Raw genomic sequence first — 25976 nt, 5'->3', positions numbered from 1 at the left:
AATAAATATCAATTAATAAATATCAATGAAAATCTTAGTTGCTAGTCACACTTATATCGTAGACCTCAACTGTGAAAAACTACGTGCTTTATCTCAACTAGAACCGGAAATTGAAGTAACAGTTGTAGTCCCAAAGCGCTGGAAACCAGGTGGCGTACAAAATAGAATTATTGAAACTGAATACCGCGATGAAGGCACATTTAAAATAGTTCCCGTTTCTAATTTCAGTCAAAATCATCAGGGACTCCTTACCTTTGGTGCTGATTTGATCTCTTTGTTAAAAGAATTTCGTCCCCAAATTATCCAAGTTGAACAAGGGTCTAGGGGGTTAGCTTATACTCAGATGATTGCTTTAAATCAGCTATTAGGACTCAAGGCAAAAAATGTATTTTTTACCTGGTGGAATTTACCATATCATCTGAAATTACCAGTTGCTTTATTAGAAAAATATAACCTCAATCACAGTCACGGCATTATTTCTGGCAATCAAGATGGAGCAGAAGTTTTAAGGCAACGGGGATATAAAGGGGCAATTAAAGTTATGCCGCAACTGGGTGTAGATGAAAGTTTATTTACTCACAAAGCTCAACCCGAGTTAGCAGCTAAGTTGGATATTAAAAAAGAAGATTTTATTGTAGGTTTTGTTGGACGATTTGTGCAAGAGAAGGGTTTGTTAACGCTTTTGCAAGCCTTAATCACTTTGAAAGATAAACCTTGGAAATTACTTCTACTGGGACGAGGAGAGTTGCAGAGTCAATTAATCAAAATCGCGGCAGAAAATAATATTGAAGAACGATTAATTTTGGTAGAAAGTGTTCCCCATAACGAAGTTGCAAACTATATTAATTTAATGAGTACTTTAGTACTGCCTTCAGAAACAACTTACAAGTTTAAAACCTTAACTTCTGTTGGCTGGAAAGAACAATTTGGTCATGTGCTAATTGAAGCGATGGCTTGCCAAGTACCTGTGATTGGTTCTGATTCTGGTGAAATTCCCTATGTAATTGGTGATGCTGGTTTAGTATTTCCTGAAGGTGATGCTCAAGCCCTTGCTAATTGCTTAGTTCAATTAATGGATAAACCAGATTTTGCTCATACTCTGGGTGAAATCGGCTATCAAAAAGCAATGATTAAATATACAAATAAAGCCTTGGCTAAACAGCAATTAGAGTTTTATCAAGATTTAGTGATTAGTCATTAGTAGACTTCTTGCATAAATCACAAATAAGAACCCCACCCCGCCAAAGCTACGCTTTGTCTCCCCTCCCCGCAGGCGGGGAGGGGATTAAGGGGTGGGGTGGACTTTTGCAAGATATCTAGTGAATAAAAAATGACAAATAACAAATGACAAAAAAATGAAAATATTACAAATTGTTCCCTCAATTTCTCTGATTTATGGCGGCCCCAGTCAAATGGTACTAGGATTAGCTCCAGCTTTGGTAAAAGAGGGAGTGGAAGTTACAATTCTCACAACTGATAGTAATGGTGATAATGGTCAAATACCTCTGGATGTTCCTTTAAATCACCCAATTAAACAAGATGGTTATGAAATAATTTACTTTCGTTGCGCCCCATTTCGTCGCTACAAATTTTCCCTAGATTTATTAAACTGGCTAAAAGGTCATGCTCACGAGTTTGATATAGCACATATTCATGCTCTATTCTCTCCCATAAGTAGTGCTGCTGCTATTGTGTGTCGTCAGCAAAAGCTACCTTATATTTTCCGTCCTTTAGGTACTCTCGATCCGGCTGATTTACAAAAGAAAAAACAATTAAAACAGCTTTATGTCGCAATCATAGAACGTCAAAATTTAGCTGGTGCAGCAGCAATTCATTTTACCAGCGAGCAAGAAGCTAAAATATCAGAAAGATTTGGAGTATCTACGCCAGATTTGGTGATTCCCTTGGGTGTGATTCCCCCTCAATCGCCCGTTAAAAATGTATATAGTCAGTTAAAAATACCAGAGGATGTGCCTTTAGTATTGTTTATGTCACGAATTGACCCGAAAAAGGGGTTAAATTTGCTGATTCCGGCGCTAGAGAAGCTGTTAGCGGTTGGTTATAAGTTTCATTTTGTCTTAGCTGGTACAAATCCCCAAGATCCAGATTACGAAAAAAAGATAATATCCCAAATTCAAAATTCACCACTGCGATCGCACACTACAATTACTGGCTTTGTCACTGGTGAGCTAAAAGTTAGTTTACTACAAGCTGCTGATTTATTTGTCTTGCCTTCCTACTACGAAAATTTTGGGATTGCTGTAGCTGAAGCAATGGTAGCAGGTATACCCGTAGTCATTTCTGACCAAGTACATATTTGTCAACAGATACGTGATAGCGAGTCGGGTTGGGTGGGTGCAACAGATATCCAACCACTGGTAGAGTTACTACAAGAAGCTTTGCAAAATCCCGCAGAACGCCAACGCCGGGGATTAAACGCCCAAAAATATGCATTGGAAAATTTTAGCTGGGATGCGATCGCTAGGCAAACAATCCAAGCCTACCAGAAAATTCTGGCAAACAAATTAATTTAACAAGAAAGAATTCAGGAGTTAGGAGCCAGGATTCAGAATTGAATTTCAGAATTCTGAATTCTGACTTGTGATATCATGTTCGCTTGATTACTTATTAAACCCGAAGAACCCCACCCCGACAATCGTCGCTTCGTCTCCCCTCCTGCTTGCGGGGAGGGGATTAAGGGGAGCCAGTGCGGTCTTGGGGTCTCCCCAAGTGGAGCATCTGGCGTGTGGGGTGCAATGACTGTGGAAATCATAACTAATTATGCGAACATGATATGACTTCTCTTTTAACCCAACGCAGACAACAGCAGTTTTTGCCAAATAGGCGCTAGAACTGCTTTGACAACAATATCCGCAATCACAAAACCAATCCCAATTAACATATAAGTTTTCGGAAAGGGAGATTTCGGAATTTCGCCTCTGATGCGAGTTACTAAATTTAATCCTAATGCAGCTAAAGCTACACCAGTGGCGATAAACCCAATTATCCGCAAAATTGACCACGGATACCACCCTAAAATAGCTGCTAACCAAGGTTTAGCACTAATTTTCACTAATTCTGCAACATAAAAATTCATGTAGTTCAGCATCCAAGTGCCGAATATCAATGCCATGCTACTTAAAGTGACAATACAGAGAATACAAAAAATCCCGTAGTGCAATAAATGGTCTGGTAAAAATAAATTGAGTGAACCTTCCATACCTTCTCCCGTGCGAATCCAGTGCAACATTTCTGTAGTGTATGACTGTCCACGGAGGATGACTTTTGCTGCTGTTTCTGGTGCGTTCGCTGTTGCTACAATTACAGCAATACTCTGCAAAACTCCCCACAGTAACATCCACCAAAAAGCACTTTTATATTGTTGACGACGCACTTGTAAAAAGAAAATGGGATAGGGGACAGCAGCACCTAAAATCGGCATCAACCACGGAACTCCAAAAACAAAACTCGCAGTTGTGCTGAAGATAACACCAATAACCAAAAAAATTAATATCATCATAAGTAATTCAAAATCCAAAAATAATAAACATATTTGTAGTCTTTATTCTGACTATTTGCTTTATAAAAATTCAATTTTTAACAGGTTAGAAACTTATGACAATATTGTATCTATGCGAAGAAATTTTCTCGTAATGCTGCAATAATGTGGAAATGTTGCAACTAAATGAGCCTAGACATGCAATAGTTTATAGTCAGATATCGCCCTGATACTTGCAGTCTTCTAGTAAAGAAAAACCTGTAACCAAAACATATTAATTTAGAGCATATATGTGTACTTTAGTCAATAAATTTTACCATCCTCTCGTCCCTTATCCGAGAGTGCTGACAACCTAAAATTTTGTTTCAAACCGCTAAACTCCGATTGGGGAATAGGGGTTTTATGTCATGATGGCAAAGTAGAACACGTATGATCTTTTAACTACAGGGAATCTCACATGGCTCTCCGTCTAGGTGACACAGTACCCAACTTTACGCAAGCCTCAACACACGGCGACATCGATTTTTACCAATGGGCAGGTGACAGCTGGGTTGTGCTGTTCTCTCACCCTGCTGATTTTACACCTGTTTGCACAACAGAACTCGGAACAGTTGCCAAGCTAAAACCAGAATTTGACAAGCGCAATGTCAAAGCGATCGCACTCAGCGTTGATGACGTAGAATCTCACAAAGGCTGGGTGGGAGACATTGAAGAAACTCAAAGCACCACCCTCAACTACCCAATTTTGGCGGATGCTGATCGCAAGGTTTCTGAGCTTTACGACATGATCCACCCGAATGCTAATGCGGCTGTGACAGTGCGATCGGTTTTCGTAATTGATCCTAATAAGAAACTCCGCCTAAGTTTCACCTATCCTCCCAGCACGGGACGTAACTTTGATGAACTTTTGCGGGTAATTGATTCTCTGCAATTGACTGATAACTACAGCGTGGCGACACCAGCTGACTGGAAAGATGGAGAGGATGTTGTAATTGTCCCCTCACTGAAAGATCCAGAAGTACTCAAAGAAAAATTCCCCAAAGGTTACGAGGAAATCAAACCCTATCTGCGGATGACTCCTCAGCCTAACAAGTAAATCTGAAAATGATTTCGGATAAAAAAGCAAAGACGCAAAGTTATATCTTTGCTTCTTTGTTTATTTGGGTGAGAATATAGTCAGTGGGCTAGCTGACAATTCAGGTCATCTGGAAAACCTCACTTCTATTTCTCTCTTCCTTTAAGGAGAAAGACTTTGAATTTTCCCCTTCCCGCCACGGGAAGGGGGTTAGGGGGTTAGGTTTTCGTGGGCTTTTGCACATGACCTGAATTGTCAGTGGGCTAGGCATCATAACCTGGAGGAAATCCCGATGTTTTCATCCCCTTTGGTTTTGCAAATTCCGTCATCAATGCAAATGACAGACGAACAATTTTTTGAGTTCTGTCAAGTGAATCGTGATTTACGCATTGAGCGAAATAAATTTGGAGAATTGGTAATTATGCCTCCTACTGGTTCAGAGACAGGAAACCGAGAAGTTAATATCTCAGGACAGCTATGGGTGTGGTCAGAACAAGATGGTACAGGTATAACTTTTAGCTCTAGTACAGGATTTAAGTTATCAACAGGTGCAGAACGCTCTCCAGATGCCTCCTGGATTAAACTAGAACGGTGGAATGCTCTATCTCCAGAACAACAGCGAAAGTTTGCACCCATTTGTCCAGATTTTGTAGTCGAACTCAAATCTCCCAGCGACAACCTCCAGACTTTGAAGGAAAAAATGGAGGAATATATGAATGAGCCAGGAATACAGTTAGGCTGGTTGATTGACCGTAAGCAGCGTAAAGTTTATATTTATCGTCCTGGATTGTCAGAGGAATGTTTGGATAATCCTGCTACCGTTAGCGGCGAGTTGGTATTACCTGGGTTTATTTTGAATATAAGTAAAGTTTGGTAAAAAAGTTTTATTTAAATTTAGGCTGGCGACGATACAGCAATTGAAATTGGTAAATTGGCGTGACATCTAAGGGTAATTGAATGGTAAAAGTGCTACCTTTACCTAATTGACTCTGTACGTTTAACCTACCTTGGTGTGCATGAATAATTGCCTGAGCGATCGCTAATCCTAATCCAGAACCACCAGTTTTACGAGAGCGATCGCTATTCACTCGGTAAAAGCGATCAAAAATCCGAGTTAGTTCCTGGTGGGGGATACCAATACCTGTATCTTGAACCTGAATCACAGCATAATTTTCACTACGATCTAAGACAACAGTTACCTTTCCAGATTGTGGCGTGTATTGAATTGCATTGATAATTAAATTAGAAACCAGACGATAAAGTTGCTCAGAATCACCTACGATATTTAGAGGTTGCTCGACTCGCATTGCAGATGTTAGTGTTACTTTGGCAGAAAAGGCGATCGCTGCAAATTCCTCTATTAAGTCGCTGACAATATCATTTAAGCAACATTCATGTCGTAATGGCAGAGGTTGCCGATCTAGGCGAGCCAAGAGGAGCAAATCTACAACTAAAGAAGTAAGTCGATGATTCTGACGCTGTATAGTTCGCAAAATGTCCTGGGCTTCGATTTCATCCAGTTTCGGCATCAACAACGCTGATTCCACTGTTGCTTGTGTTGCAGCTAAAGGTGTTCGCAACTCATGTGCTACATCGGCTGTAAATTGTTGGATTTGTCTATAGGATTGATAAATAGGTTGCATCGCTAATCCTGCTAACCACCAACTAGCAACACTAACTACAACCATAGTTGTAGGTAATCCCACGGCTAAAATTAATTTTACAGCATCCAGATAACTATTGAAATCTTCCAGACTTCGCCCCACTTGGATGTATCCCCAATCACGATTGTCTTGAGTGTGCAGTCCAAATGAAATTTGGTGATATGGCTTACCTTTGCTATCTTTGAGAGTTTGCCAAAGTTTTTTGTTAAAGACTAGAGAAAGTTCATCTGGATGAGAACCTGCGATCGCAATCAAGCGTCCTGAATTATCAAAAAAACGTACATAGTAGTAGCCTTGATGAATTGCGCTGAGAATATGCCTTTTAGAACTTGACTGCTGTTGAATGCAGCTTTCCCCAATTACACAAATATTTGGTAAAAGCTGCTGTACAACTGGTTCAACGCGTCCGGGTTGCTTTAGTTTCAGTTCGATCGCGTCGTGTATCGTTCCCGCGACAGATTCCAGTTCTCGGTCTAATGCTACCCAATGAGCATGGGATACGGCTTTGTATACGCCGAATCCGCATAGGCTTAAAATCACAGCCATGACGAGTGTATACCACAAAGCCAAACGTACTCGCGTTAGGTTAAAAAGTTTATTTTGATTCATAACAAAACATCATTGGCAGCCGCTTGAACCTATAGCACAAATGCAACAAATCAGAAAAGCAAATAACGATATCATAGAAACATGACTAAATATCTTTAATCAGAAGAAAAATGTTGCCATAAACCGCATTATATTGTAGCAATGAGGTTAAAAATGCTGAATAATATTGAAGGCATATATCGTAATAGTCGAGTGGAACTCACTGAACAATCCACTGATATAGATGAAGGAACGCGAGTAATTGTGACTTTTATGAGGTCGAATCAGATTGACCTAGCTTCTCAGGGAATTAACAAATCGCAGGCTAAGATTTTGCGATCGCATCTAGCAACCTTTGCAGATGATTGGGATAGCGCAAAAATGAGTATCTATGACGATTATTTCACTCTTAAAAACGGGGACTTTCATCGGTGAGATTGAGACGATATCCCACACCATGCATAGTTTCAATGGGGTTTCCACAACCACTATTAGCTAATCTGCGGCGCAGCAAACGTATTTGAGCCGCCACCACATTACTAACGGGTTCTGCACTCACCTCCCAAAGCTGATTGCGAATCTGTTCAGTTGTGACAATTTGGTGCGGGTGCTTCATCAAATACTCTAGTAGCTGGAATTCTTTATTAGTTAAAGGAATTACCTGTTTATCCCCCTGATGGTTCTGAGTGACAACCGTACTGTTACCGTAATCGAGAGTCAGATTGCCAACAGTTAACTCCTTGGATTGAAATTGAGGTGATCGCCTCTGCAAAGCACGCAACCGCGCCAACAATTCCGCCATACCAAAGGGCTTCACCAGATAATCATCAGCACCTGCATCTAGTCCAGCAACTTTATCTTCCATCCGATCTTTGGCTGTCAGCATCAAAACCGGCAGAGGATTACGTCGTGTTCGTAGCCGAGTACACAGTTCTAACCCAGACAATCCTGGCAACATCCAATCGATAATAGCTAGAGTGTACTGCGTCCACTGGTTTTCTAGATAATCCCATGCCTCATTACCATCTAAAACCCAGTCAACTACATACTTTTCCAGGTTCAATGTACGCTTAATTGCCGAACCCAAATCTGGCTCATCTTCGACTAGCAGAACTCTCATATAATTTACCAGCCAACGATTAATTTGTATCTCCTAGATTGATATCATAAGAACCACCTTCACCTCCTCAAAGTTTAAAAATCTATGATTTACCATCAAAAACTGTAGATTAGTAGATCCGAAACTGGGCTACACCTACGGGAATTTCTGCATCACTACCAACAAATTTAGCAGAAACTCGGTAGAGCCAAGCATTTGAAGTTCCCGTCCGGTTTACTCTATTCATATCAATATTGAGTATATTCGCAGGGGCGACAAGTTGGGCGAAAGCGATCGTAATCTTGCGATCGTTAACAGTGGTATTTGCCTGAATTTTTCGACCAGATTGATCAGAAATACTGAAATTATTTTTTACACTTAAACCAGGTGGAACATCGATATTTATCTGGGTAATAGCACTGCTATTTTGAGGAATTTCCAATTTGAAAGTATGTCGAACAGTTCCCCATTTAATTTGGGGAAATTGCACTGTGCTAAGAATATGAGGAAAACTCTTATTAGCTGGTATCTGACTTGCATAGACAGCAGAGAATGAAGCTGTAAGTGTCAAACTAATCGCCGTTGTAAAAATGAATTTTTTCACGATTTCAAATCTCCAATAAACCAATCTTGTTAATCTAGTATCAGACTCATTATTTTTAAATAAATCTGCTATTAACTAGCTTGATAGAGATAGATGAAATCAAGATGAAATTTAGGTGCGTCCCACTTTTAAAAAAATAGCTGACGATTGGAAATGACGGCTACACTAAGAAAACCTACTTATGCAGGTTTAAAAAATTTAATTTTTTCGTTATTCCACGCAGGTAGATTTTACTTGTGTAGTAGCGAATTATATTCTAATACGGTTTAGTTAGTTCTAAAAAGCTTAAGCTAGGTAGGTTTAGTTTCGTTCCTCAACCCAACCTAAGATTATCCTTAACCCATATTGAATTATATTCGCCCAATACTTTTAAGACATCCTCTGAGAATTGCTTGCAGATTTACTTATTAAAACTAAAACGACCGTCTACTTTTTTGCCGTCAACATCCACAAGCATCTTCACTTGATATTGACCAGAAGATTTTTCTGGTAGCAAAACAGTATAGTGTTTACCTTCTTGGTCATAAGTAAGGTTTAAAGTTTTCTGGCTTCCATCAGGTGTCTGAACTTGAGCTTTAACTTTGGCATTAGATATTGCTTCGTGATTGTCGCCTTTTTGTAAGTAAAAATCCATGTGAGTTCCATTAGCTTCTTTCTCAGCTACAAACTCTAAATGATAGGCTCCTGTTTCCACAACTTGACCTCCTTTAGATTCACCATGCTGGCTAGATGTTTTGCCAGCAGGCGAAGCTGGATTTGAGGTAGAAATAGCTGGACTTTTTTCGGTAGTAGCTACTTGATTACTGTTACTACAAGCTCCAAAAAAAAGCAGCCCTACACTTCCTATAACAATCAAGCTTGATTTTAGTGAAATCATTAATTTCCTCCGGGTCACAAATAATAAACAAATATAAAAACCCATTTATGATACTGGGGTTTTAGCTACATAAATTTTTTGTACTGATATAGTATCTTTAGGAACCAAAAACTTCCTAAACTGAGAATACAAAGCTGGAATAACTAACAGTGTTAATGCTGTAGAGGTAAACAAGCCACCTAACACTACTATCGAAAGGGGTTGCAAAATTTCTTTACCAGGGCCACTCTCAACTACTAATGGTGCTAATCCTAAAGCTGAGGTAAAAGCTGTCATCAAAATGGCGTTTAGCCTTTCCATTGAACCTTGAATAAGCACTTCTTTAAGAGGCACTCCTTCCCTACGGGACGCTTTGCGAACAGCAAATTTGGTATTGTAATTATCTACCAGTAGCAAACCATTACGAGTAGCAACTCCAAATAGAGTGATAAAGCCAACTAAGGAAGCAATAGAAATCACACCATCTGTCAAAGCTACTGAAAATACTCCTCCCACCAATGCCAAAGGTAAGTTAATCATAATCATGATGGTAGAAGGAATAGATTTGACTGAAAGATACATAATTACTGTAATGACGACAAAGGCGATCGCACTGGAAATTAAGATATTCTGAGTGGCTCGTTCTTGCGCCTCAAATTGCCCTGCATATTGAATATAGTAACCAGAGGGAGGATGCACTTGTTGGTTAACTTTATCTCGAATTTCATTGACAATAGAGCGCAAATCTCTACCGCTAGCGTTAGCAGAAACAACAATCAAGCGGGAAACATTTTCTCTATTGATAGTGTTAGGCCCTGAGCCATTGTTAATTATGGCAACTTGTGCTAAAGGAATCTTTTGACCATCAGGAGTATCAACTAATAAATTGCCAATGGTATCCAAAGTTTGACGTGCATCTGGTTTTAACCACACAACTAAGTCAAAAGTTTGTTGTTTTTCCAAAACTTGGGAAACTACTTTTCCATTGAGGGCAGTTTCAATAATTTCGGAAAGTTTTCCTACCGTTAAACCATATCGAGAAGCGGCTTGGCGATTGAACTTAATTTGTATTTGTTCCACTGGTACTTGAGGCTCAAGTTGTAAATCAACAATCCCATTAACACTTTTCATTACTTCATTTACTTGGCTCCCAATGATGCGGAGTTCTTCTAATTCCGAACCAAAAATTTTGATAGCGATCGCACTTCTCACACCAGACAAAACCTCATCCATCCGATGAGAGATAAAACCTCCAATATTCGGCGCTACCCCTGGTAATTTAGCAAACTCTTCCCGCAGCTTTTTAATACTCGCCTCCCTATCTTCCATCCCCGCTTTACTCAACTCAATATCTAAATGTCCCAAATTCACCCCTGCTGCATCTGCATCACCAGGCGCACGTCCAGAACGCAACTGCACGTAAGGAAATCTAGAGTCTCCCTTCAGCGCATCTTGAAGTGCTTCTCCAGCTGCATTGGTAGTTTCCAAAGATACACCAGGATAGAGAGTCAGGGTATTTACCAAAGTTTGCTCTTGAAATTCTGGTAAAAACACTCTTCCAAAGGAGAGAGCAATCACAGCAGATGCTACTAAACTGGCCGCAGCTAGGGTTAAAATAATTCCAGAATGCCGCAGAGAAAATGTTAACAGGGGATGATAAAGCTTCTTAAAAAATCTTGCTATCCAAGGCTCGGTTTCTGGCAAGTTACCGTAAGGCAATAAGATGGCACATAATGCCGGAGTCACCGTTAATGCTGTGATACTAGAAGCAATAACTGCCGCCATATAGCCTAATCCCATTGGGATAAAAATACTACCTTCTACACCAGCCAAAGCAAAAACTGGAGAGAAGACAACTATGGTAATTATGGTGGCTCCAAATACCGAATCGCGTACCTCTTGACAACCGTCAAATACCACATCTAAAACTGGGCGCGGATTAGAAGAGTATTTGTTTTCTCGTAAGTTACGATAGACGTTTTCGGCATCGACAATTGCATCATCAACTGCTGAACCAATTGCAACTGCTAATCCTCCCAAAGTCATAGTATTTAACCCTTGTCCTAGCCAATTTAGTAACAATACTCCTATTAGTAAAGATAAAGGTAAGGCAGTTAGACAAATAGCTAGATTACGCCAATTCATCAAAAATGGAATGAGGATAATTGCAACAATAAGACTGCCTTCAATTAAAGCTTCTCTAACATTGGCAATTGAAGAATCAATATAGTTTTCTTGTCGGAAGGTAGGGGTGATATTAATATCTTGTGGTAAGCCAGTTTTTACTTCTGACATCGCCTCTTCTATGGCACGGGTAACAGTAGGAGTATCGGCTTGAGGCTGTTTATTAATCATCACAATAATTGCCTTTCGACCGTTAAAACTGCCATCACCCCGTTTGATAGCTGCACCAATTTGGACATCAGCTACATCGGATATTTTCACAGGTGTACCGTTGCGGGCAGTAATTGCTGACTGCTGTAATTCTTCAATAGATTCAATCCGTCCAATGCCTCGAATTAATTTTTCTCGATCGGGGGTAATCAAATAGCCACCCGGTGCATTAACATTGGCAGCAGATACAGCTTCCTGCACATCTTCTAAAGTGACATTAAATGCTTGTAACTTCTCTGGGTCAATTAATACTTGATATTGGCGAGTATCGCCGCCATACGCTATAACCTGACTAACACCTGGAACAGCCAAAAGGCGATTTGTTACTTGCCAATCGACAATGCGCCGCACTTCCATCAAAGGAGTATTTTCAGAAGTGAAAGCGTATTGCAGTACAGTACCAATGGGGGAACTGGTGGGGGAAATTTGTGGCGTTTCCACTCCTTCAGGAAGCTTACTAGAACTCTGTTGCAATCGCTCTGTTACTAATTGGCGAGCTTGATAAATATTACTTCCCCAGTTAAAAATTACTTTGACAACGGAAACTCCGGACGCACTAGAAGAACGTACTGCTGTAATTCCTGGAGTACCGTTAATTGCACTTTCAATTGGTAAAGTTACTAAAGATTCAACTTCTTCTGGTGCTAGTCCTGGTGCTTCAGTTTGAATTTCAACTTGGGGTGGTGCAAAGCTGGGGAAAACATCCAACGGCATTTGGATAATTGTCCGAAATATCCAAAGTGTTAGGACAATTGCACCCAGAATAACTAACCAACGGCGAGCGATCGCCCATTTAATAATCGCACTCAGCATTATTTGTAATTCGTAATTCGTAATTCGTAATTCGTAATTAAGATGGTGTAAGGTTTTTAGACATTTCAAATGGGTGGTTTATTTATGTTGTGCTGTGCTAGTTGAAGTTGATTGGTGCGACGACTAGACCAAAAAGCACCTCCCATAAAAGCTACTGTGGCTAATGCTGCTCCTCCTGCTCCCAGCAGCCACAGTGGTGCTGCCTCTGTTGTACTCTGTCTAGGAGTTTCCGTGTGTTCGTCTACTTTTGGCTTAGTATCACCACGCAAAGACTGAGCATAAAGCTGAGGCGATCGCACAGTCACGATCAAATCCTCCTCGAATAAGCCAGTTTTGACCTCAACCATATCCCCAGAGGTTTGACCTAAAGTAACTTCAACAGGCTGATAGGCGTTGCCATTTTGTACATAAACCTGTTGTTTGCCATTGGCTTCAACTACAGCCGCGCTCTTAATTGCTAATCTGGCTGGTGATGTTTGGTTTGTAACAACTTCTAGTTCTGCAAACATTCCTGGTTTTAGCACTCCACCAGAATTCTCCAGTTCAGCTTGCACTGGTACGACTCGCGTTTCTCCTTCCACCACAGAACCAATTCGGGTAATTCGTCCGACGAAGGTACGGTTAGGCATAGAAGCAACTTTAACGCTTACCTGTTGACCACTTCTTACCTGATTCAAATCTTTTTCATAAATATTCGCGGTGGCAAAAACGCGACTGTCATTGATAATTGTCATCAACTTCCCACCCGCATCTTCAAATGATTGACCGAGGGTAACTTCCCGATCGGCAACTTTGCCAGAAATTGGAGATGTCACGGTAACAAGTCCTTGAGCATTGGCGCGGTTTCCTAATTGAGAAAGCCGAGTTTGATAAATACTATTACTTAGTTGGATACGAGACTTTGCTACCTGAACGGCTGAATCAGCGCGTTTTAGCTGATTTTCTGCCTCAATAACGTCCCGACGACTGGCAGCTTTAGCAAGGTCGGCTTTGGCTTGAGCTAACTGAGTTTCCGATTCAAGAGCGTTACGACGTGGTAAAGCGCCAGCATTAACTAACCGTTGATCTTGGTTAAACTTTTCTTGAGCAAAAGCCACTTGGCTCTGTGCTTGAGCTATTTCAGCTGCGGCTATTTGTTGATAGCGATCGCGGTTTTGTTGAGCTAGCCTTAAATCAGCCTGCGCTTGCTGTAAATCAGCCTGACCTTGGGCAAGTTTTTCCTGGGAGTTAACCCGCAGTTCCACCAGTTCAGGGCTGGATATAACGGCAACTGGTTGACCTTTTTTCACCATGACACCAGGTTCTACCAATAACTCAACCACTTTCGCTTGAGAAATTGGTGTATTTACTTCCACTTTTTGGCTGGGTAGAGTTTCAATCTGTCCAATAGTTTTAATACCAACAGCTAGCTGCTGGCGTTTGACAGGTTCAACTTTAATTCCTAGCCGTTTGGCTGTTTGGGCATCAACTTGAATAGAACCAATAGCACCAGTTGTTTCACTTCCTCCTTGAAATTCATTTCCGTGTCCAGCGTGAGCTAAAACAACTGCGGGACTAGCAAGTAACAAAATATTGAAAAGTGTCCCAGAAACACAGCGAATAACTGTAAGTGGTTGGGAATAGGAGTTAGGCATCGCTATCAAAAGTCTTTGGATACAGAGGCAGAGAAAATACAGTGGTTCGGTCTCACTACCCAGTCTTTCATTAAGAAATGAAATTAGGATGAAATTGGGCTGTGTAGGCGTAGCCCGTCGTAGACCTGACTTTTCACGTTATGTGGAAAAGTCCACCAAAAACCTAACCCCCTAACCCCCAACCCGTGGCGGGAAGGGGGAAAATTCAAAGTCTCTCTCCTTAAAGGAAGAGAGAAATAGAAGTGAGGTTTTCCAGATACCGTGAAAAGTCAGATTGTAGACATCGCTCCTGAAATAACCAAACACTTACCTGAAATTCCCAACCGCAAATGCATATTGGTTACTTGCCGATTTACACAGATACTTATAAAACTTCCGCAAAAACCATATTACGAATTACGTTAGCGCAGCGTTAGCGAGTCTTCTCCCAAGGGGAGACGCCAAAGGCGAACGAGCGTCATTACGAATTACGAATTACGAATTACGAATTACTTGTTGTACCAAGCTTTTCGCCACTGTTGCATTTGTTTAATCTCTATATCTTGGGCTTTAACAATTTCTTGAGCTAATTTCTTGATTTCAGGGCGTTTAGACTTACTTAAGGCATTTTTTGCCATTGTTACAGCCCCTTCGTGGTGAGGAATCATCGCATTGATAAAGCGCAGATCAAATTCGGTATCGGCTGCACCTAAGTCTTGACTCATCATCATAGTTTTCATTTGGTCAGACGACATTTCCATCATGTGGCCCATTTGACTGTTGTAAGCCATTGGTTTATCTCCCGCCTTGGGATACCAAGCTTGTCGCCACTGCTTCATCTGAGTGATTTCTTGGTTTTGCGATTTGATAATATTGTCTGCTAATTTTTTGATTTCAGGACGTTTTGATTTCTGCTGTGCAACATTCGCCATTTCCACAGCCCCTTGATGGTGCGGTATCATAGCATCGATAAATCGTAAATCAAAATTAGCATCGGCTGGGCCTAAATCCATTCCCATGCTGTGATTCATGCCACCACCGTGATTCATCATCTGCTTGTCATTAGCATTAGTGACAGTTTCCTTTAGGGCTTGGCTTTGGTTCTGGGAAGCAGTATTGGTACAGCCTGTGATTAACCCACCGCCTGAAGCGATCGCAGTCAAGGTTAACGCCAAAAACCCATTCCTCAAAGATAGCAGTTGCATAAATCTCACCTAACAGTTTCCTAATTCTATATTTACTTCTTAGCTTTGCAGCCAGAAATGAAATTAGGATGAAATCTAAAGAACCCCAACTTCCTTGATAAATAGGGGTTCTTGTTGTTCATTTATCACTCAAAGTTGTGTAAGCTTCATTAACTAAGTGCATTTTCTCTTGTGCTTGTTTTAGCAGTTGTGGCTGATTAACAAACAAATCTGGATGCCATTTTTTTACTAAAGTTCGATAAGCCTGCTTTACCTCAGCCTGAGAAGCATTTGTTTGCAATCCTAAAATACTATAGGCGCGAGTAATCTTATATTTTTCCGTCTGGGTTTTTGGTTGATTGGGTGCTTTGTTGCTTTGAGTTGTATTTTGCTGTTTGCTAGTTTGGGAACCAGGTGATGTCTGACGACAAGCCTTAGGGCTACGCATCTCTGCTTTCATCCGCGCTATTTCCTCATTGAGTTCCCACTCACGAAATTTCGTCTCCACTTCTTCTGGACGTGGAGAGGGAGAAGCTTTTGGCGGTGGAGAAACAGATTTTACCCTTGTCTGAGTATTCTTAGCAGTATTTTCCTGTTGTTGCTTAACACCAGTATCTTTTTTAGGAGAACCTTGAACTTTCTCTGGCTGTGGTGAATATTTTCTATTGGTATTACTGTATTTAGGTATTTCTTTATAAGGTTGATGATTTGAGGATATTTTTACTTTCTCTAACTCTTGCAGCAACTGATTAAAACCGTTTTGCAATTGCTGCAAACTTTCACGTTTATTAGTAATTTCTAGTGGTTCTTGACTAACTTCAAAACAAATTACTTTTTCGGCTTTCTGTTCATATTCAGCCAAAATAGATAATCCTTGAGTACTGAAGCCAGATAAATAATCTTCAATTGCAGTTATACAAAGTTTAGCAACTTCCTGATGATAAGATTCCTTTGCTAATTGATCGTCTTGTTTTTGGATATTTTTATTTAGCAAATAAGAAATACTCCCGACGACAGCAGCACCAACTGGGCCGCCTAACAACCAACCAATACCACCACCAACAGCAATAGAACCAGGTTCGCTCAAATCATCAGTATTACTTGGCTTTGATGGTAATATTACTTGTGGTTCGCTAGGAAAGGGAATTATTAAATCTTGCGGTCGCTCTTCTTGGAAAAATTCGTAAGCTTGATAAAGCCATTTCACCGCAGCAAATTGTAATTGTGTCAGGTCTTTTTTAAGAGTATTTGTTTGCCAATATTTAAAGTTACTTTCTGCCAATGCAACTGCCGCATTAGATTGATATTTTGTGAGTAGATTGGGTAATGCTAGCCAATCGCGTAACTCTCCCACGCTAGTAAAAAAACCTTTATAGATTAAATTAGCGGCTTTTCGTTTAATTTCAATTTTAGTATTTTCTTTATCATCAAAGGATTTTATTTCAAGAGCAATCGGGTCAATTTTAGCTTTTAATGAGTATTGGATTTCAGAAGCGATCGCTTGCACTCTTGGCAAACGCACACTACCACGATCTGGTTGCAAAATCCCCACAATATTTTGTAAAGCTGTTTCAAAAGCCGCTAACCCGCTACTATTGGCAGCCGCAACATCGCCTTTTAACCTGGCTCTTAAAGCAGGTAAAGCATCAACGCGATATAAATTACTAAAACCTGGAGGTAATTCGGCTCTAAAGCTTTCTGCAACAAACAGCAAGCGATTTTGAACCTGTTTTTGCTCGTCGGGTTCGAGTAAGTTAAGAAAATTAGCGACAAAAATAACTGTTTTAATACCGCGATCTAATAACCAATCTCGTAAGTTCTCCCGCTCACCTAAAGTCATTAACTTACGTGCATCTAATAATTGTATAACTAAATCTGCACTTAAAAGTTGTTCTCTGACCAAATTATCTTGTTCATCTCTATCATTGGTTCCTGGTAAATCGAGAAATTCTACACCTGTTTCTAAAAAGGGATGCGGACAAAAAAGTTCTACAGATGCTACATCTTTTCGCATCTGCCTATTGCCATCAAGAATAGCAAATTGCTGTAAAATTTCTGTGCCACTGCGATATATTTCTGTACCATCTACCAACATGATGCGAGTTCGTACATCAGAACCATACTTGACAGTAATCGCTGCGCCTGTAGTGGGAATTAAATCAATTGGTAAGGTGCGATTCCCTAGCATGGCATTAAGTAAGGTAGATTTGCCATGATTAAAGGGGCCAAATACCGCAATCCGAAAGCTAGGATTAACGAGATGATTGCAGATGGTAATTATATCTTGATGCAGTTGCGATTTGCGTTCTAAATTCAGTAATGCAGATGCAGATTTGAGAGAATCTGCTAAATCCTTATAACCTTCATACTGTTGTTGCATAGTTCCTCGTTCTCAGCTTCTAGCTAGTCATGCATATCGTTTTATGTTTATGCTAGGCATAATTAAACATATAATAAAATTTTAGTTCGGACTGAGCAATTTATCGTTTATAGGAAAGCTTATTAAGACTAAGCTTCTGACACCATTATTTTTTGTTAGAGGATGTTTGAAAAGTCCTCTTGTCGGTAGCAAAACGTTTTAGATACCCCTAAATCCCCCGATAAATTGGGAGACTTTGATTCTTCTCCTTAAAAAGGGGGGCTTTGATTCCGGTTCCCCCCTTTTTAAGGGGGGCTAGGGGGGATCTAGAAGTACTTAAAATCATAACCAATTACTTTTCAAACAGCCTCTTAGGTTGCGCCAAAGTTCCTTTCTTTATTTCTTTGTGTCCTTTGCGCTCTTCGCGGTTCGTTGCTAATTGCCAAAGTCAATTATTTTAACGAACCGCAAAGGACGCAAAGAACGCGAAGGGAAGAAAGAAATAGTTAACTGAATCGTATTGACTTATAGTTAGGGGAGGCATAGTTCAGAGCTTCCCTATAAGCATTTTTAGCTTCTATCTGGGAATGAGAGTAATAAACTATTATCAACTATAATAAGCTAATAAATTGCTATACGCCGCCTCGATTTTTTGCAACTGAGCTATTACATCTTCTTGTAAATTTTTTAAACGATTGAACTCACCCTCACGATTTATTTCGCGGGTTTGTTTCTGCTTGACTAGATTATCTAATTCAGATTTCCGAGATACAATATCATCGTTAATCCGCTTACTCACTTCTCTTTCGTAAGAGTCAAAACACTCTTTAACGGCATTGTATACAACCTGAGATTGCTCATGTGCGACTTGGGGGAGATGTTTAACTAACTCTTTCTTCGCCGTTTTAACTAATTCTTTACGCGCTTGATCTGCTTGCAAAAATCCTACTCCTAAACCTAGCAGTGCAAACCCGATGGGGCCAAGAAAAATACCTGTCACTGCTGTAATTATCCCGCCAATGCCAATTACAGTAAAGTAGTTTAACAAGATATTTTTCCAATCAAATCCGGCTCCTGCTAGTGCGAAACCAGCAAGATTTCCCTTAGACAGTGATAACAATCCCATTGCCCATTTTGCCCAGCTGGGAGAGTTATCTTCTTCAGCTGTAGTAGTGGCATTTACTTTGACGTTTTGTCCGGTGAGTTTTTCTGTGATTTGATCTGTGACTTGACTGTAAGACGCGCCATATTGTGAAGCACTCCGAGAAAGTTCTTTAAAAGCGGCATTGATATCTTTTTCAGCAGTTAATGTCCAAGCAGCAGATTTGTCAGTGATATATTGCTCAAAGGCTTTTTGCAGTGCGGTGTTAAATGCTTCTCGTTTACCACTACTGAGAAAATCAAACAGATTTAATTCCGGCTGATAGCGCAAGAAATCGGTTTCAAAAGTATTACCTAAATTTAAAACGTAGCCGCGAAAAGATTCGGAAATTGTTCTTGCTTGAGTGTCTCTTGTATTGATAATTTCTTTTTGGAATTCATCTCGAATACCTGTGAGTTTGTTAAACTCAGGTTCCACTGAATCAATCCGTTTTTTTAATTCATTTACATCTTGATCGAGTAATGGTATGCGCCTTGCAACTGCTTCGCGGGTATGATTGCAGGCAAGTCTTGCCAAGGTTCTCACTTGACGGAGTTCTGCGATCGCACGTTCTCTGGTAAGAAAAGTATTAAGCGCTTCCATAAACTTCGGAAAGCCAGTCCCCTCTAAATCAGCTTGGGGATTTTTTAACCGTCGTCTGAGTGCTTGAATTGACGAAAGCTCAAACACTCGTTCGTCATAAATATTCTGACCTTCTACAGTACAATATTCTGCTAAATTCGCGTTAAATACTTGCCGCAATCTATTCTCAGATGCTTTTAATTCTTCCACATCATCAGGATCAATCAATGATTCCCGCACCTGATCCCAAGCGTTAACTAAGAAGAAAACTGTCAATCCTCGACCTTTGATATAATTTTCTAGGTAGCGACGCTCACCCAAGGTACAAGGTTGAGAAGCTCTCATCACAAACAAAATTGCATGGCAGTTATTTACATAACCCAAAGATAATTCATTTCGCGCTTCTGTATCATTCAATCCTGGACTATCGACAATTTCAATTCCCTTTTCTAGTAGCGTTAAGGGATACTCAACTACTGCATAATCAACATCTGGAAATGCTTGTTTTTTCTCCTGCTCTAGTTTTTTAGCTTCAGCCGAATCAATGGTATATTTATATTTAAAGTTTTGAAAATCTAGCTGTTGCGGACTTTTCCCATCATTAAAATGAATGGTAACTTTCTTTTCTGGCCCATAGCGTAAAACTGTTAACACTGCGGTACAAGGGTTAACATCACTTGGTAATAAGTTTTCCCCAATTAAGGCATTGAGAAACGTACTTTTCCCGCGTTTCATATCGCCCAATACCAAAAGGCGAAATACACCTTGCCGGAGGTTTTTACTAGCTATTGTAATATCTTCAATATCTCGCTCTAAACTGAGTTTACCTGATGAAGAGTCTCCAGCCAACTCAGCTTGATTAATTGTTTGGGCTAATTTACTTAAACACACAGAAATCTCCGATCGCACTTGAGCAACTCGCTCTAAATCTTGGATAAATCTGTCATTTGCTACTTGATCAGTCATAACAATACACCTTAATTAAAGATTGGTTTTTTTAGATTCCAAAAATAATTTGTAAGACATCCACCCCAGCGCACCAACAATGATAAACCCAGCCAGCACTGAGGCTAACCTCACTGCAACCAGCGCTACCACACCAAGAACAAACAGCTTCCCACCCAGAATCACTTTTTTCATCCAAGGTTTCTGGGAATTTTCTGGTTGATGCTTGACAGTTTGATGAAAAACCGCATCGGTAGCATAGATGTTACTTTCCATTTCCCGGAGCCGCAATTCAACTTCTCGTTCTCGTAATATACGTTCTCGGTGTTCAAGTTCTTTTTCACGCTCGCTTTCAGATGTCATCAGTATCCACCCCGTCTAAGACAAAGAAAAGATGTTAGTATTCGCTCGTTATTCATGCTGTATCGTAACTCACGTAAATATTTAACAACCCCAGTAAAATTACTATTTTAATTTTCATTGCCTGCTAAACTTAAGTTGGAGTTAAATACCACAAAATACACCTGCTTTCCAGAAAATTGTGGCGAAAACGAATATTACCGTCTCACCAAAAGAATGACTTGCGTAAGAATAAGAAATACAAGCCAGTCGGGTAGACAGGAAAACCTAGAGGAAATCATTATGTTTTCATCCCCTTTAGTTGTGCAAATTCCTCCTTCAATGCAAATGACAGACGAGCAGTTTTTTGACTTTTGTCAGGTTAATCGTGAATTACGCATTGAGCGGAATCAATTTGGAGAAATATCAATTATGCCCCCCACTGGTTCAGAGACAGGTAATCGTAACTTCAGCATCGCTGGTCAATTATATGTTTGGGCAGAAAAAGACGGGACAGGTATTTGTTTTGATTCCAGCACAGGATTTAAGCTCTCAACGGGTGCAGAGCGATGTCTGACGACAAGCCACTCCGTGTCTACGCCTGATGCTTCCTGGATTAAACTGGAACGGTGGAATGCTCTCTCCCAAGAAAAACAGCAAAGATTTGCCCCCATCTGTCCAGATTTTGTCCTTGAACTGAGGTCGCTTTCTGATAACCTCCAACCGTTGAAGGAGAAAATGGAGGAATATATGAGGGAGCCAGGAGTACAGCTAGGCTTGCTAATTGACCGCAAGCATCGCCGAGTCTATATTTATCGTCCTGGTGTACCAGAGGAATGTTTGGAAAATCCCGCGACTGTTAGCGATGAATCGGTATTACCTGGGTTTGTTCTGAATTTGAATAAAGTGTGGTAGGAGCAAATGAATACCTAAGTCTTAAATCATTAGTAGAATCCCCAGTTAATGCTTGCTGAATTCAACAGTAACAATGGTTTGGGAGAGAATAAGAAATACAAGCCAGTCGGGTAGACAGCAAAACCTAGAGGAAATCATCATGTTTTCATCCCCTTTAGTTGTGCAAATTCCTCCCTCAATGCAAATGACAGACGAGCAGTTTTTTGACCTTTGTCAGGTTAATCGTGAATTACGCATTGAGCGGAATCAATTTGGAGAAATATCAATTATGTCCCCCACTGGTTCAGAGACGGGTAATCGTAACTTCAACGTTGCCTTACAGCTAGGAGTTTGGGCAGAAAAAGACGGGACAGGTATTTGTTTTGATTCCAGCACAGGATTTAAGCTCTCAACGGGTGCAGAGCGATGTCTGACGACAAGCCACTCCGTGTCTACGCCTGATGCTTCCTGGATTAAACTGGAACGGTGGAATGCTATCTCCCCAGAAAAACAGCAAAGATTTGCCCCCATCTGTCCAGATTTTGTACTTGAACTAAGGTCGGCTTCTGATAACCTCCAACCGTTGAAGGAAAAAATGGAGGAATATATGAGGGAGCCAGGAGTACAGCTAGGCTTGCTAATTGACCGCAAGCATCGCCGAGTCTATATTTATCGTCCTGGTGTACCAGAGGAATGTTTGGAAAATCCCGCGACTGTTAGCGGTGAATCAGTATTGCCTGGGTTTGTTCTGAATATGAGTAAAGTTTGGTAGTGTACGCATCATTTGATTTTAGGCAAATCAGTTGTAAATTATGCCACCGCTATAAGCCAAAATTTTTATAGATACTCACACAGGTACAGTCAAAATGGATATTAAGAATGGCTTCGTCGGTGCTGTTGGCAACACACCTCTGATTCGCTTAAACAGTTTCAGTGAAGAAACAGGATGTGAAATCCTCGCTAAAGCTGAATTTCTCAATCCTGGCGGTTCCGTCAAAGACCGCGCCGCACTTTATATCATCGAAGATGCAGAAGAGAAAGGTTTACTCAAACCCGGTGGCACAGTTGTAGAAGGAACTGCTGGTAATACTGGCATTGGGCTGGCGCATATTTGCAACGCCAAAGGCTACAAATGCCTAATTATTATTCCCGATACTCAGTCACAAGAAAAAATAGACGCACTGACAGCACTAGGCGCAGAAGTTCGTCCCGTTCCTGCTGTACCCTACAAAGACCCAAACAATTACGTCAAACTATCTGGCAGAGTCGCTGCTGAGTTGGAAAACGCTATTTGGGCGAATCAGTTTGATAACTTAGCCAACCGTCGCGCCCACTACGAAACCACAGGGCCAGAAATTTGGACACAGACAGATGGTAAAATAGATGCATGGACAGCTGCAACTGGTACTGGTGGTACTTATGCTGGTGTGGCGTTGTACTTGAAAGAACAAAATCCGGCGATTAAATGCGTTGTTGCCGATCCATTGGGTAGTGGACTTTATAGCTATGTCAAAACCGGCGAAATCAATATAGAAGGAAATTCCATCACCGAAGGCATCGGCAATGGTCGTGTCACAGCCAATATGGAAGGCGCACCTGCTGATGATGCGATTCAAATCGATGACCAAGAAGCTTTACGGGTAGTTTACCAACTGCTGAGGAAAGATGGGCTATTAATGGGCGGTTCAACAGGTATTAATGTTGGCGCAGCTGTTGCCCTAGCGAAACAGTTGGGGCCAGGACATACCATTGTCACCATCTTATGTGATAGTGGTTCCCGCTATCAGTCGCGGATATTTAACGCTGAATGGCTAGCCTCAAAAGGACTTTCAATAGATTAGTTATGGGGAATTGGGCATTGGGCATGGGGCATGGGTTATTTATTCTCCCTCATCTCCCTCATCTCCCTCATCTCCCTCATCTCCCTCATCTCCCTCATCTCCCTCATCTCCCTCATCTCCCTCATCTCCCTCATCTCCCTCTCCTCTGCGCCTCTGTGGTTCGTTAAAAAATGTCAAACATAGCTCAACCATCAAACTTCCCTACAACAGACCAACCCTCTTCTCCTAAATGTGTGCGGGTTTGTCAAAATCGCACTTGCAAAAAGCAAGGTGCAGTTAAGGTTTTAGCAGCTTTTGCAGCCTTGCCAATCCCTGGTGTAACAGTAACGGCTAGCAGCTGTTTGGGACAATGTGGCAATGGGCCGATGGTGCTGGTATTACCCGATATGGTCTGGTATAGCGGCGTTCAACCCGATGAAGTATCTCTACTGATAGAAAATCATTTGCTAGGTGGTCAAAGAGTCCAACAGATGCTCTATTATCGGTTTCATCCCCAGAAATCAAACTAATTAATAATATCAATCTCTGCAATCTTGTTGACTGAAGTGAGGCATCCAATGAATATCCAACAGCTGCGTCAATCCTTAAAACAAAAGTGGCTAAGTTACTACGAGCAAAATATTTCCTGGCTGGTCAAAATGCGAATTTGGGGCACTTACGATGGTCTGCGCCGTCCTTTGTCCGGTTTTATTTTGGCAACACTGTCTGTTTTAGAACCCCAGTTTGATGAAATACTTGCTTTTATGCTGGATCTGAATAACGATCCAGATAAAATAGTCGCCGCTTTAGGTCTTAACTTCAGTCCTGATGAAGAGTTACGTTTAATAAAATCAGACCATTCTATGGCTATAACCCAAGTTGAAAGCGAGTCGCCAGAGAAGCATTCTGAGGATAAATATCTGTCATCGGTTGTAACTGCCAGCAAGATTGCCTCTCATTCTCTTGCCAATACTCTAGATTCCAACTTGCCACGCGCCGATCAAGTTGTGCGATCATTTACAGCTACTACTGAGGTAGTTCGCACACGCAAACCTGAGTTGATAGTAGCAAATGCAACTAAAATTGCTCCAGATACTCCGGCAAAAACGCCATCCTCCGGTTTGCTAAGGAAATATCAACCAGTACGCTGGCACTCTGGTCAGTTACCTTCAGGAGCATCGGCGACAATGACCAGTGAGGTTAACAGCAAAGCTAAAATTATGCCATCTATGGCATTAGCTACCGAAGTTAAGAGCAACGCGCCATCTAGCCGAATCCCTGTGGGCGCATCATTGGCAATTACCACTGAGATTTCTAGTAATGGTAAACCAGTGCGATCGCTAGCAACTACTACTGAGGTTAAAAGCAACGGCAAACATCCGAATATTCAACCACAAGATGTTAAGAGCAAAGTGAATCTACCAACCACAAATGCCCGTAGTATAGCTTCTTGGGTAGATGAATTTTGTTACGGCGTTAGGAATAAAGAAGATATTTTGACTTGAATTACTTATGGGTAATCATGAGAAACAAACGGGATTTCTATAACTTCACCTTCTGTTTCTCCCACTTTGACTTTCAACCCCACGCCACCAGCTTTAGTGCGAATGTAACCTAGTCCAAAGTAACCATCAGTGGTTTCTGTGTAACTGGTAAGTTTGCCGACCTTTTCATCTCCAACTGCGATCGCACTTCCAACTTCCGCAGGGGCACTGAGTCGTATACCCAAAAGGTGTTGTTTTACACCTTTATATGTATTTAATCGGGCGATAGTTTCTTGCCCAATATAGCAACCTTTAGTAAAAGAAATTGTTTGCCACAAACCAACTTCCAGAGGATTGTAATCATCTGTGAGTTCTGCATCTGGGGCGGGGCGGCCTTGTAATATTCGCAAAGCATCCCAGGCGCGATCGCTCATCTCTACCGCCCCGGCTTCTAACAATTTGTTCCACACCGAAGATTTATCAGTATAGGGGAAAGTGAAGGTGTATCCGGGAGCGGCTAACCCACTACCCACAGCAATCCGCACTCCTTCAGCCGAAGCAATGGTGTATACTTTGTGACTACCGTAAGGTTGCCCGATGAGTTCGCCAATACCCAACTTTTCTAAAACAGCGTCGCTTCCTGGGCCAATGAGGCTGAAGGTGTTGGTGTATTCTGTAATATCAGATAATTCCACCTTATCGGCATAGAAAATATATTTATCCAGCCATTCCATGAGATATTGGCGGCGGTTGGGTGAAACTAGCAGGATTACTGCATCTTCTCTAACGTAGGCGGTTGCTAAATCAATTGTTCTGGCTGTGGAAGTGACGAAAACAGTATCACAACCTTGTCCAGGCTTGAGTATTTGGAAATTGTTAGTACTTTGGTTGTGTAAGAAATTGAGGCGATCGTCGCCAGACACTTTGATGCGTCCCCAGGCGGTGCGATCGCATATTGCAACCCCAACTCTGGCGGCTTGGATAGCTGCTGCGTCTTTATCGTCAATTGTAGATGTTGGCATG

The 25976-nt window shown here is 41.1% G+C and carries 23 protein-coding genes; 10 read left to right on the top strand and 13 right to left on the bottom strand.

Going from position 1 to position 25976, the window contains the following annotated elements; genetic code table 11:
- Nucleotides 1-25: 25 nt before the first annotated feature.
- Both hpsO and hpsP read left to right on the top strand, forming a co-directional pair.
- Nucleotides 26-1201: a hormogonium polysaccharide biosynthesis glycosyltransferase HpsO gene (gene hpsO / locus LC586_RS00440; RefSeq protein WP_229482444.1), complete on the top strand. Its 1176-nt coding sequence runs from the start codon at nt 26-28 to the stop codon at nt 1199-1201.
- 154 nt (nt 1202-1355) lie between these two features.
- A complete protein-coding gene (gene hpsP / locus LC586_RS00435) occupies nt 1356-2534 on the top strand; it encodes a hormogonium polysaccharide biosynthesis glycosyltransferase HpsP (RefSeq protein WP_229482443.1) in 1179 nt (392 codons plus the stop codon).
- 272 nt (nt 2535-2806) lie between these two features.
- Here the strand turns inward: hpsP and LC586_RS00430 are convergent, their stop codons facing one another.
- A complete protein-coding gene (locus LC586_RS00430) occupies nt 2807-3520 on the bottom strand; it encodes a hypothetical protein (RefSeq protein ID WP_229482442.1) in 714 nt (237 codons plus the stop codon).
- A gap of 436 nt (nt 3521-3956) precedes the next feature.
- Between LC586_RS00430 and LC586_RS00425 the strand changes: the two genes are divergently transcribed.
- Together LC586_RS00425 and LC586_RS00420 are read left to right on the top strand one after the other, a co-directional pair.
- Nucleotides 3957-4595 (top strand): peroxiredoxin, encoded by a 639-nt coding sequence (locus LC586_RS00425; RefSeq protein WP_229459887.1) that lies wholly within the window; start codon nt 3957-3959, stop codon nt 4593-4595.
- A gap of 271 nt (nt 4596-4866) precedes the next feature.
- Nucleotides 4867-5451 carry a Uma2 family endonuclease gene (locus tag LC586_RS00420; protein WP_229482441.1) on the top strand — a complete coding sequence of 195 codons (585 nt, stop codon included), beginning with the start codon at nt 4867-4869 and terminating at the stop codon, nt 5449-5451.
- 7 nt (nt 5452-5458) lie between these two features.
- Here the strand turns inward: LC586_RS00420 and rppB are convergent, their stop codons facing one another.
- On the bottom strand, nt 5459-6847 hold the full coding sequence (gene rppB / locus LC586_RS00415; RefSeq protein ID WP_229482440.1) for a two-component system sensor histidine kinase RppB: 1389 nt from the start codon (nt 6845-6847) through the stop codon (nt 5459-5461).
- A 153-nt stretch (nt 6848-7000) separates the two neighbouring features.
- Between rppB and LC586_RS00410 the strand changes: the two genes are divergently transcribed.
- Entirely contained in the window at nt 7001-7261 is a 261-nt protein-coding gene (locus LC586_RS00410) for a hypothetical protein (protein WP_229482439.1), read from the top strand.
- Here the strand turns inward: LC586_RS00410 and rppA are convergent.
- The 9 genes from rppA to LC586_RS00365 form a co-directional block, all read right to left on the bottom strand.
- The gene (rppA, locus tag LC586_RS00405; protein ID WP_229482438.1) at nt 7236-7946 is read right to left on the bottom strand and encodes a two-component system response regulator RppA; all 711 of its coding nucleotides are present in this window, start codon (nt 7944-7946) and stop codon (nt 7236-7238) included. The two genes, LC586_RS00410 and rppA, sit on opposite strands and share 26 nt — an antisense overlap.
- A 109-nt stretch (nt 7947-8055) precedes the next feature.
- The gene (locus LC586_RS00400; protein WP_229482437.1) at nt 8056-8529 is read right to left on the bottom strand and encodes a DUF2808 domain-containing protein; all 474 of its coding nucleotides are present in this window, start codon (nt 8527-8529) and stop codon (nt 8056-8058) included.
- A 400-nt stretch (nt 8530-8929) separates the two neighbouring features.
- A complete protein-coding gene (locus tag LC586_RS00395) occupies nt 8930-9406 on the bottom strand; it encodes a copper resistance CopC family protein (RefSeq protein ID WP_229482436.1) in 477 nt (158 codons plus the stop codon).
- Between the two features lie 45 nt (nt 9407-9451).
- Nucleotides 9452-12592, bottom strand: coding sequence for an efflux RND transporter permease subunit (locus LC586_RS00390; RefSeq protein WP_229482435.1), 3141 nt, complete (start codon nt 12590-12592; stop codon nt 9452-9454).
- A 65-nt stretch (nt 12593-12657) separates the two neighbouring features.
- Nucleotides 12658-14226 (bottom strand): efflux RND transporter periplasmic adaptor subunit, encoded by a 1569-nt coding sequence (locus LC586_RS00385; RefSeq protein ID WP_229482434.1) that lies wholly within the window; start codon nt 14224-14226, stop codon nt 12658-12660.
- Nucleotides 14227-14714: 488 nt separating this feature from the next.
- Nucleotides 14715-15410: a DUF305 domain-containing protein gene (locus LC586_RS00380; RefSeq protein ID WP_229482433.1), complete on the bottom strand. Its 696-nt coding sequence runs from the start codon at nt 15408-15410 to the stop codon at nt 14715-14717.
- A gap of 118 nt (nt 15411-15528) precedes the next feature.
- The gene (locus tag LC586_RS00375) at nt 15529-17769 is read right to left on the bottom strand and encodes a dynamin family protein (RefSeq protein WP_229482432.1); all 2241 of its coding nucleotides are present in this window, start codon (nt 17767-17769) and stop codon (nt 15529-15531) included.
- Nucleotides 17770-18355: 586 nt separating this feature from the next.
- Nucleotides 18356-20437 (bottom strand): dynamin family protein, encoded by a 2082-nt coding sequence (locus LC586_RS00370; protein WP_229482431.1) that lies wholly within the window; start codon nt 20435-20437, stop codon nt 18356-18358.
- 15 nt (nt 20438-20452) lie between these two features.
- Entirely contained in the window at nt 20453-20779 is a 327-nt protein-coding gene (locus tag LC586_RS00365; protein ID WP_229482430.1) for a DUF3040 domain-containing protein, read from the bottom strand.
- A gap of 279 nt (nt 20780-21058) precedes the next feature.
- Here LC586_RS00365 and LC586_RS00360 point away from each other — a divergent pair, with 279 nt between their 5' ends.
- The 3 genes from LC586_RS00360 (at nt 21059) to LC586_RS00350 (ending at nt 23490) form a co-directional block, all read left to right on the top strand.
- Complete coding sequence (locus tag LC586_RS00360) at nt 21059-21670, top strand: Uma2 family endonuclease (protein WP_229482429.1); 612 nt, start codon at nt 21059-21061, stop codon at nt 21668-21670.
- Nucleotides 21671-21809: 139 nt separating this feature from the next.
- Nucleotides 21810-22421 carry a Uma2 family endonuclease gene (locus LC586_RS00355; RefSeq protein ID WP_229482428.1) on the top strand — a complete coding sequence of 204 codons (612 nt, stop codon included), beginning with the start codon at nt 21810-21812 and terminating at the stop codon, nt 22419-22421.
- A gap of 94 nt (nt 22422-22515) precedes the next feature.
- Complete coding sequence (locus LC586_RS00350; protein WP_229482427.1) at nt 22516-23490, top strand: cysteine synthase A; 975 nt, start codon at nt 22516-22518, stop codon at nt 23488-23490.
- A gap of 39 nt (nt 23491-23529) precedes the next feature.
- Here the strand turns inward: LC586_RS00350 and LC586_RS00345 are convergent, their stop codons facing one another.
- Nucleotides 23530-23667, bottom strand: a complete 138-nt coding sequence (locus tag LC586_RS00345) for a hypothetical protein (protein ID WP_229482426.1) — start codon at nt 23665-23667, stop codon at nt 23530-23532.
- Between LC586_RS00345 and LC586_RS00340 the strand changes: the two genes are divergently transcribed.
- Nucleotides 23661-23999, top strand: a complete 339-nt coding sequence (locus LC586_RS00340; protein ID WP_229482425.1) for a (2Fe-2S) ferredoxin domain-containing protein — start codon at nt 23661-23663, stop codon at nt 23997-23999. The genes LC586_RS00345 and LC586_RS00340 overlap by 7 nt on opposite strands.
- Before the next feature lie 48 nt (nt 24000-24047).
- Nucleotides 24048-24974 (top strand): DUF5331 domain-containing protein, encoded by a 927-nt coding sequence (locus LC586_RS00335; RefSeq protein ID WP_229482424.1) that lies wholly within the window; start codon nt 24048-24050, stop codon nt 24972-24974.
- 5 nt (nt 24975-24979) lie between these two features.
- Here LC586_RS00335 and ygfZ read toward each other — a convergent pair whose 3' ends face one another.
- The gene (ygfZ, locus tag LC586_RS00330; protein WP_229482423.1) at nt 24980-25975 is read right to left on the bottom strand and encodes a CAF17-like 4Fe-4S cluster assembly/insertion protein YgfZ; all 996 of its coding nucleotides are present in this window, start codon (nt 25973-25975) and stop codon (nt 24980-24982) included.
- Nucleotide 25976 lies beyond the last annotated feature (1 nt).

Source organism: Nostoc favosum CHAB5714 (genome assembly GCF_020829495.1).
GTDB classification, from domain to species: domain Bacteria; phylum Cyanobacteriota; class Cyanobacteriia; order Cyanobacteriales; family Nostocaceae; genus Nostoc; species Nostoc favosum.
Note: the sequence above shows the minus strand (reverse complement) of the source record. Positions and strands in the feature narration are given on the sequence as shown.